This is a genomic window from Shewanella sp. DNRA4 (assembly GCF_012843185.1).
Taxonomy (GTDB): Bacteria; Pseudomonadota; Gammaproteobacteria; order Enterobacterales; family Shewanellaceae; genus Shewanella; species Shewanella xiamenensis.
Genome location: NZ_JABAIP010000013.1, coordinates 179392 through 188987 on the forward strand (window position 1 = coordinate 179392; position 9596 = coordinate 188987).

Below are 9596 nucleotides of genomic sequence, written 5' to 3' on the forward strand. Positions count from 1 at the left end.
CGTTAAAGCCATTAAAACTTAAGATATAAAAAAGGGCGCTAGGCGCCCTTTGAGTCTGCCTATTACTTAGCGTTGAGCGCGCGGATACGGCTCGCTAACGAGTACAGACGGATAAAGCCTTCTGCGTGTTTTTGGTCGTACACTTGGTCTTCACCGAAGGTCGCAAACGCTTCAGAGTACAAGCTGTTTGGTGAACGTTTCTTAACGGCAATCGCGTGACCTTTGTAGAGTTTAACCACAACTTCACCGTTAACAGACTCGGCTAATGACTCAGATGCCGCCAACAGCGACTTACACAGAGGTGTAAACCAACGACCGTCGTACACTAAGTGTGCCATTTGGGCACCCACTTGCTCGCGCCAAGTACGGCTGGTTTTATCAAGCACTAACTCTTCAATCGCGCGCAGCGCGGCAAACATCACAGTGCCGCCTGGGGTTTCGTAGCAACCACGGGACTTCATGCCCACTAAACGGTTTTCGGTGATATCGATACGACCCACACCATGTGGTGCAGCGATGGCGTTCAGCTTCATCAGTGCAGCATAAGGCGTTAATGCTTCACCGTTTACTTTAGTCACACGGCCATGTTCGACTTCAAGTGACACATATTCTGCTTCGTTTGGCGCATCTTCCGGATCGGCAGTCAGCGTCCACACACCTTTGCTTGGCTCGTTCCATGGATCTTCCAATTCGCCACCTTCGTGGGAAATGTGGAATGCGTTAGCATCACGGCTGTAGATCTTAGTGGCAGAAGCTGAAGTCTTAATATTACGCTCAGCTAAGTAAGCCAATAGATCTTCACGGCTCTGCATGGTCCATTCACGCCATGGGGCAATCACTTTTAAATCAGGTGCTAATGCCGCAAAGCAACCTTCAAAACGCACTTGGTCGTTACCTTTACCTGTACAACCGTGGCACAAGGCATCGGCACCCACTTTACGTGCTACTTCAACCTGCGCCTTCGCGATGATTGGACGCGCCATTGAAGTACCTAACAAGTAAGTCCCTTCGTAAATAGCACCCGTTGCCATGGTTGGGTAGATGTAATCTTTAACGAATTCTTCTTTCAGATCGACGATATGGCATTCAGACGCGCCTGAGGCTAATGCCTTTTCAGTCAGACCCACTAACTCTTCTTCACCCTGACCAACGTCAGCGCAAAAGGCGATGATTTCACAGTTGTCGTAGGTTTCTTTTAACCAAGGAATAATGGCCGAAGTATCTAGACCACCCGAATAGGCTAAAACGACTTTTTTCACGCCAGTATTTTTGTTCTCGATAGACATCTTAAATTCCTATAACTCGTTTCTCACCTTGGAGAAAGTAGGCTGCTAAACAGGGTTAAATTAACTAAATAGGGTTACCAGTACTGCATTTTGGGCGTGCATCCGATTCTCAGCTTGTTGCAGGATCAAGGAGCCTTCGCCATCCATGACCTCATCGGTCACTTCAACACCGCGGTGAGCGGGTAAACAGTGCATAAAGAAGTGAGCACCCGCTTTCGCCATCAAGGCCTTATTGACCTGATAAGGTGCAAACTTATCCTTAATTTCCGCTAACGGTGTTGGATCTCCCATGGAAATCCAAGTATCAGTATAGATAGCATCGTGACCTTCAATCGCATCAATATCTGAAGTCAGCACAACCTTGCCGCCATATCGGCTCGCGAGCTCTTGCACTTCGGCCACAACGTAGCCATCAGGAAAGTGACCCGCAGGGCAGATCACTGTCATGGTGGCACCGAGAATGGCCGCGCAATACATCAATGAGTTAGTAACGTTATTACCATCACCCACATACGCTAACTTAGCATCACTGATATTTTCAAAATGCTCGGCCAAGGTTAAAAAATCGGCTAAAGCTTGGCAAGGATGGTATAAATCCGAAAGTGCATTAATCACGGGCACACTACCAAACTCCGCTAATTGTTCGATAGTCGTGTGGGAGAAGGTTCTCGCCACAATAGCATCGGCCCAACAGGACAGGTTAGAAGCAAAGTCAGCGACCGACTCCCGCTTACCTAAGGCACCATTTTGCTGATCTAGGTATAAACAGTGGCCGCCAAGCTTGTTAATACCGATATCGAAGCTAACACGAGTACGCAGAGATGGCTTTTCAAATAACATCACCACACTCTTACCATCCAGTGCATGACGATATTCTGCGGGATTCGCTTTAATCGTCTTGGCTAAGGTAATCAGATCCAGCAACTGCTGCTGGGTTAACTCTTTTATCGATAGTAAATGCTTCATAACCTACTCCGCTTATGGTTGAATTTGTGTGCCCACGGCCTCACCTTTTGCTAATGCGACTAATTGGCTTGCATCACGCCATGAGGCCACTTGAACCGCCTGCCCCATCCACTGCGCCACTTCGAGCGCAGCTTCAACTTTTACTTTCATTCCCTTTTCGATCACGCCTTGCTTAACCAACTCGGCAATCTGCTTACCATTCAATGAAGGGATTAATTGACCTTTACCATCGAGCACGCCAGACACATCCGATAGCAGCACCAACTTGCCACCGACCAGCTTGGCTAATACCGTCGCTGCTTGGTCGGCGTTCACGTTCAGCATTTGGCCATCGTCCATCATGGCAATTGAGCTACAAATCGGCATCCAACCTTGGGACAGAATAAACTTGAGGTAAGTGGCGTCTTTAGGAGAAACCTCGCCCACTAAACCTAAACGCTCATCTTTAATCTTGGCCGATACCGTGTTGCCATCGGCTAAGCTCATACCCACACTCACAATCCCAGCCTTTGTGGCTGCGCCTTGGAGGATCTTGTTTGATGTGCCGGCCAATGCCCCAGCAATAATCGGCATTTGTTCAGGCGGGGTCACCCGCAGGCCTTCTAACTTGACGGTTTCCATGCCGTTTGCGGATAATTGCTCATCGACCAAACAGCCACCGCCATGCACCATCAGCACCTGCTGACCATTTGCGATCATTGCTGCGGCGGTATCCATTAAACGCGCCATCCCCATTTCACACTGCAGCAGGGCGCCGCCGACTTTAAGAACTAATACTGAGTTGTTGGTAGACATCTTGACGACTCTCTTAAATAAGGATGAACGGTTAAAGGTTAAAGTGAATCTTTATGCATTGCAGGGCTTGGCTCGCCGCGCCTTTCATCAAATTGTCGATGGCACTGGCAACCACTAAGTAGCCACTGTTCTCATCAAACTTCCAACCTAAGTGGCAATTCGGAGTCAGCACTACATCATCTACTTTCGGGAACTGGTTCTGTTTCACCGTCACCAGCGGAGCTTGGTCATAAACACTGTATGCCGCAGCCACATCGGCAGTGGTGGTGCCTGGTTTTAGCTGTACCGTGATGGTTGCTAAAATGCCGCGCTTGAAGTTGCCAAGGTGCGGCGTGAAGATCACCTCTTGCCCCAGTTGAGTAGCAATTTCGGGTTGATGTCTGTGGCCTAATACGCCGTAGGGTGTGAGGCTCACTTCGCAAAAACTGGTATGCAACTGTGCCTTACGACCCGCGCCCGTCACACCGCTGACCGCATTGATCACCGGATAGGCGGAGGTCAGTAAATTCTTTAATGGTTTCAAAGCGGTTAATGATGCTGTTGGGTAACAACCTGGCACAGCAATCATCTTAGTTGCGGCGACTTCTTTGGCATTCCACTCGGCAAGACCATAAACAGCCTTGGCTAGCACCTCGGGATATTCGTGCTCAAAACCGTACCACTTAGGGTACTGCGCCACATCACTGAAACGATAGGCACCGCTTAAGTCAAACACGGCTAAACCTTGGTTGTAGAACCAAGCCGCTAAATGCAAACTCACCGAGTGCTCGGTCGCCAACACCACTGCATCCGCCTCGGCGACGATCTTAGTCTTCGCTTCTTCAGTCAATGGTGACAGAGCTAAGTCAATGTGGCTGTAGACAGGGTACAAATCTGCTAAAGCTCTACCTTTATCTAAACTATTTTCAGAGACATACAGGCCTTGAATTGATAATTCAGACTCCGCATGGACTAAAGCAGTGAGTTGTGCACCTGTGTAACCACTGGCGCCGATAATGGCGATATTTTTCATATGTATTTTTATAAACCAAATCAAAGAGACTTAAAGAATAGATGAATAGCGTATACGCAACAGCGCATATCTATGATGACAGGACTATCGTCGTGGGAAATCGTAATGGCTCGTTATTTTATTCACTGACGGCTTAACGCTATACATCATGATATTTACTCTACAGGTCACAATGGGTGACTCATCTCAACTGCAGGCTAGACTACCACAAAGATCTATTTATGCAATATATGTGAATATATATTTTTATTAAATTTTATCTTTAATCTGCATTCAAGTACGCTTAGCAAATGACACAATACTTCACTAACTTCTTTATAACTCAGTTATCTATGGATGAAAGACTGAAAAATCAGTCCTTTTTATTAACACCTGATATACATGTACGCAAAGCCAAAATAATGCAGTTCATATTCACTTTGGCTAAACATAATAAAATATTGCGTTAGCTCGCATTTATATTGAATATTCCTCAACAATTATCGTGATTAGTTGCATATAAGATAAGCCAGTCGTATAAGTTATAAGTTCTGCTGTTGACCATTGCCCTCAGTGGTAGGTATTGTGCTAGCGGGCTAATACAAAGCGGATTTTGATGTTTTTCTATTCGGAGTAACTATGGCAGGTAATGTGGCAGACAATGTGACCGACATGTATGCGTCGTTAAGATCAAACGTGAGTATGTTAGGGCAGATCCTTGGCGATACAATGCGCACCCACCTCGGTGATTCTTTCCTCGAGAAGGTTGAGCAAATTCGTAAACTTGCAAAAGATTCCCGCCGTGGCGATGAGGCGGCACGGGAGCAAATGCTAGAACTGCTGACCGCACTCCCCGATGAAGAGTTAGTGCCTTTTGCCAAAGCCTTCAACCAATTCCTCAACCTAGCAAACTTATCCGAACAATTTCATACTATTAGCCGTAACTGTGATGAGCTGGTTTGTGTACCGGATCCGGTCGAACAGTTGCTTGGCCGTATGCTTAATGGCCGTATCGATCAAACCAAGATGTTGGATTGCTTAAAGACGCTTGATATCGACTTAGTCCTCACCGCACATCCAACGGAAATCTCTCGCCGCACACTGATCCAAAAATATGCGGCGATTGTGGATTGCCTCGCCGAGCAAGAAAACGATCAATTATCCGATAGAGAACGTCGCCAAATTAATCTGCGTCTGCGTCAGTTAATTGCTCAGATCTGGCACACCAATGAAATTCGCCGTGAGCGCCCAACGCCAGTGGATGAAGCCCGCTGGGGATTATCGACGATTGAAGAATCTCTCTGGCACGCCGTCCCCGACTTTTTAAGGCAGCTCAACGATCAAGTACAAGAGCGCACTGGCCAGCAATTGCCTATCGATATTGCACCGGTGCGCTTCTCAAGCTGGATGGGTGGTGATCGCGACGGTAACCCCTTTGTGACCGCCAAAGTCACCCAAGAAGTGTTAGACCGTAATCGCCATGCTGCGGCACGTTTATTCCTCAAGGATATAGTGTTGCTAGTGGGTGAACTCTCAATGGAAGAAGCCAATGATGAATTAAAGGCTTATACCAACAATAGCTGCGAACCCTATCGTTTTGTGCTGCGCTCATTAAGACAAAAACTGCGTGACACCATAGATTACTTAAATGCCCGCATTGAGGGCCACAATCCTGAAGTGGATAAGTCGACGCTGATTTGGCAAGAAAGCGATCTTAAAGCGCCGCTAGAGATGCTGTATAAGAGTTTATGTGAGTGTGGCATGCGTTTGATTGCTAACGGTTTACTACTCGACATTTTGCGCCGTCTCGCATGTTTTGGTATTCATATGCTTAGGCTCGACATTCGCCAAGACGCCGGCCGTCACTGCGATGTACTTGCAGAATTAACCCGTTATCTAGGTATGGGTGACTTTAATCATTGGGATGAAACCGAAAAACAAGCCTTCTTACTGCGTGAACTCAGTAACCGTCGTCCGCTGATCCCGAGCAACTGGCAACCTTCCGCCGATGTAGCCGAAGTGCTTAACACTTGCCGCTTAATTGCTAAACATCCTGCTAAGGCGTTGGGCTCCTATGTGATCTCGATGGCGAGCAAGCCTTCAGATGTGTTAACCGTATTATTACTGCTCAAAGAAACTGGCTGCACGCATCCAATGCGGGTTGTGCCGCTATTTGAAACCTTAAGCGACTTAAATAACGCCGCCGAGTGCATTACCGCACTGCTCGATATCGACTGGTACCGTGGTTATACCAAAGGCATGCAAGAGGTGATGATCGGCTACTCCGACTCAGCCAAAGATGCGGGTGTAATGGCAGCCGCTTGGGCACAATATCGCGCGCAGGAGCAGTTAGTCGCCGTCTGTAAACAGGCTGGCGTTAAGCTGACGCTGTTCCATGGTCGTGGAGGCAGTATTGGTCGTGGCGGCGGCCCTGCTCACAAAGCGATTCTGTCGCAACCGCCCGGATCTGTTGATGGCCGTATTCGCGTCACCGAGCAAGGTGAGATGATCCGCTTTAAGTTCGGCCTGCCTAAATTGGCGGTACAAAGCTTAGCCTTGTACACCTCAGCGGTGTTAGAAGCGACTCTGCTTCCGCCGCCCGAGCCTAAGCAGGAATGGCGCAATTGCATGGAGCGAATTGCTCAGGAGTCAGTGAGTGCTTACCGCGGTATTGTCCGTGAAGAGCCGGATTTTGTGCCTTATTTCCGCGCAGCCACTCCGGAGGTTGAACTAGGCAAACTACCATTAGGCAGTCGCCCGGCAAAACGTCGTGTCGATGGCGGTATCGAGAGTTTACGTGCCATTCCTTGGATTTTCGCTTGGTCTCAAAACCGCTTAATGTTGCCAGCATGGCTCGGCGCCGGTGAAGCATTACAGGCTGCCTGCGAACGTGGCGAAATGGGTTTGCTACAAGATATGGATCGCGAATGGCCCTTCTTTAGCACGCGGATTTCCATGCTGGAGATGGTGTACGCCAAGGCGGAACCTAACTTAGCGCGTTACTATGAAACCTGCTTAGTACCACCCAATCTCCACCACTTAGGCGAAACTTTACGCCAGCGTTTAGATCTCGGCATTAAAGTGGTGCTGGAGCTGACTAAATCGGATACCTTAATGGCGCATACACCGTGGAATCGCGAATCAGTCAAACTGCGCAATCCCTATATCGATCCATTAAACTTCCTGCAGACCGAGTTATTAGCTCGTACCCGCAAGGAAACAACCGAAGCTCCCGCTTCCGAACACGTGCAACTCGCCTTAATGCTGACGATTGCCGGTGTCGCGGCGGGCATGAGAAACACAGGTTAATGAAAAAACTCACGCTTAGCCTTTGCTTGGGATTATCTGTACTGCTTGGCGGCTGCGTCACGCAATACAGTATCAGCGAGCATGAAATGGAGCAGTATCTCAGCAAAGAGATCCATTTTGAGGTGAAACAAGGTAATCAACTCGTGGGCGCGCAAGTGCGCATTAACGACATCAGTGTCAGACTCGGTGACAAGCCTGACACTATGAGCGTAAGTGCGACCACTCAGGTGTCCATCACTAACCCTATTTATCCGTTGAAGGCGCAACTTTCAACCACCTTTGAGGCCAAGCCTTGGTATGACAGTGCCACCCACAGCGTCTACCTACGCCAGCTTGAATTGGTGAAAGTCGAGTCAACACCCAAGGATATCGAGAAAGCCATCAGTAGCGCGACACCACAAGTGATGGGCTACTTAAGGCATTTCCTCGAGAATCAGCCCGTTTATGTGCTCGATACGAAGGATAGTAACCAAGCGCTGATGGCCAAGATGACCGAGAGCATTCAAGTCGTCCCTGGCAAATTAGTCCTTAAGTTCACTAAATAACGGCTTGCGTTGCAAACCATTCGCCATAAAAAATGCTCCCTCGGGAGCATTTTTGTTAGTCCAGCTAGACTGACTAAAACCCGTCAGTCAGCAAAAAGTTACTTGCTGAAACGCCCTATCGATTGATAATCCACAATCACAGCTTCGGTGAGTAATTCACGTCTTAACATATCGTAGGCTACCGCCGCACTTAAGCTACGCACTAAATCCCGCGAACGTCGCGGCAGTTTTATCATTTGGCTGTAGACGCCACTGCGGGTTGCCAAGGCAATTGCCACCGTACCAACGGGCTTTTCTTCGGTTCCGCCATCAGGTCCCGCTATCCCACTGGTCGCTAAGGCAAAATCACTGTCTAAAATAGCACGCGCGCCCTTGGCCATTTCTTCAACCGTTGGAATAGAGACTGCGCCGTGATCGTCTAAGGTCGCCGGATTAACACCTAATACTCGCACCTTAGACTCATTACTGTAAGTTACTAGACCGTGTTGTAGATAGGAAGAACTGCCCGGGAAGTCGACTAATTGGCTGGTAATCATCCCACCCGTACAAGACTCAGCAACACTCAAGGTCAATCCAGAATTCAGCAACTTAGCATGGATCTCTTCGGCAAGCGTCGCTTTATCTTCGGCGACGACCGCAGTACCCAGCACCATTTTGATGTGCCCAGTCACCCGTGGCAGCAAAGCAATCGCCTTCTCACCGCGGGCAAAGATCTTAATCTCAATATGTGGCATTGAGGAGCGATAGCCAATGGTAATCCCCTCAGGCAACTCCAATGGCTCGATTTTGTCGGCAAGGGAAGACTCGCCATGACCTATGGTCAGCAACTTCTTCAGCGCCACCTTAGCGTCGAGGTCAAACTCTGCACGGATAAAAGGAATAAACTGTTCCTTCACCATATGCTTGAGTTCAAATGGCACGCCAGGGGTGAAGAACAACCAAGCTCGATTCAGCTTCACTCTAAATCCACAGGCCGTGCCGACGGGGTTATCCACCATCACCGCAGACTCTGGCAGCATCGCCTGCTTTAAATTACTCACTGGCATCTCGCGATTATTGCGCGTAAACCAATCTTCTAAACGTTGGCGCCACTCCCGATTCTCAACCAGAAGCTCGCCTTTAGCCTTAGCCATTGCCTCGGCAGACATATCATCACTGGTCGGCCCCAAGCCGCCATTCACTAGGATGACATCGGCATGCAAGCTACGCTCTTGGAAAACCGCAATTAAGTCCTCGAGACGATCACCGACTGTAACGCGCCTTTGGATCTCAATGCCATGTTCCATCATAGTGCTGGCAAACCAAGCAGCGTTAGTATCAACAATCTGACCCGACAGCACCTCTTCCCCAGTACAAATCATCTCTAACTTCATCATAGATCCTTAGCTACCCCAATAAGTTACTGCATAAGGTAAGTAACCTCTGAAGTAATAGCAAGAGTTGACCTTTGGGAGATATGGTTCAGTAGTGTGAAGAAAATAAGGTAGTCAGTCGCGATTTAGCGCACATCAGGGGTGTGTGAGCGAAAGAGGCTGAAAATTGGAATGAGTGCTTTCAAAATCACAATCTAAAAATTGCAAACATCAAAAACAAAAAAGCCAGCTATTCAGCTGGCTTCATTGTTTAATTAGGCGCTTGGCGATGACCTACTCTCACATGGGGAGACCCCACACTACCATCGGCGCGATTGCGTTTCACTTCTGA

Annotated in this window: 7 protein-coding genes; 2 read left to right on the top strand and 5 right to left on the bottom strand. The window is 48.4% G+C overall.

Annotated features, from left to right (window positions below; all coding sequences use genetic code 11):
* Positions 1 to 62: 62 nt before the first annotated feature.
* Genes HG547_RS15525 through argC form a run of 4 tightly spaced genes read right to left on the bottom strand, consistent with a single transcriptional unit; the run spans position 63 to position 4059 of the window.
* A complete protein-coding gene (locus HG547_RS15525) occupies positions 63 to 1286 on the bottom strand; it encodes an argininosuccinate synthase (RefSeq protein ID WP_088586511.1) in 1224 nt (407 codons plus the stop codon).
* Positions 1287 to 1346: 60 nt separating this feature from the next.
* The gene (locus HG547_RS15530) at positions 1347 to 2252 is read right to left on the bottom strand and encodes an ornithine carbamoyltransferase (protein ID WP_047536215.1); all 906 of its coding nucleotides are present in this window, start codon (positions 2250 to 2252) and stop codon (positions 1347 to 1349) included.
* Positions 2253 to 2264: 12 nt separating this feature from the next.
* Positions 2265 to 3047, bottom strand: coding sequence for an acetylglutamate kinase (gene argB, locus HG547_RS15535; RefSeq protein WP_169548320.1), 783 nt, complete (start codon positions 3045 to 3047; stop codon positions 2265 to 2267).
* A gap of 31 nt (positions 3048 to 3078) precedes the next feature.
* Positions 3079 to 4059: an N-acetyl-gamma-glutamyl-phosphate reductase gene (gene argC / locus HG547_RS15540; protein ID WP_047536213.1), complete on the bottom strand. Its 981-nt coding sequence runs from the start codon at positions 4057 to 4059 to the stop codon at positions 3079 to 3081.
* Between the two features lie 618 nt (positions 4060 to 4677).
* Between argC and ppc the strand changes: the two genes are divergently transcribed.
* The gene (ppc, locus tag HG547_RS15545) at positions 4678 to 7347 is read left to right on the top strand and encodes a phosphoenolpyruvate carboxylase (RefSeq protein WP_169548321.1); all 2670 of its coding nucleotides are present in this window, start codon (positions 4678 to 4680) and stop codon (positions 7345 to 7347) included.
* Positions 7347 to 7892, top strand: a complete 546-nt coding sequence (locus HG547_RS15550) for a DUF1439 domain-containing protein (RefSeq protein WP_037424130.1) — start codon at positions 7347 to 7349, stop codon at positions 7890 to 7892. The genes ppc and HG547_RS15550 overlap by 1 nt, the downstream gene beginning before the upstream one ends.
* 98 nt (positions 7893 to 7990) lie before the next feature.
* Here the strand turns inward: HG547_RS15550 and HG547_RS15555 are convergent, their stop codons facing one another.
* Positions 7991 to 9265 carry a CinA family nicotinamide mononucleotide deamidase-related protein gene (locus HG547_RS15555; protein WP_169548332.1) on the bottom strand — a complete coding sequence of 425 codons (1275 nt, stop codon included), beginning with the start codon at positions 9263 to 9265 and terminating at the stop codon, positions 7991 to 7993.
* Positions 9266 to 9596: the final 331 nt, after the last annotated feature.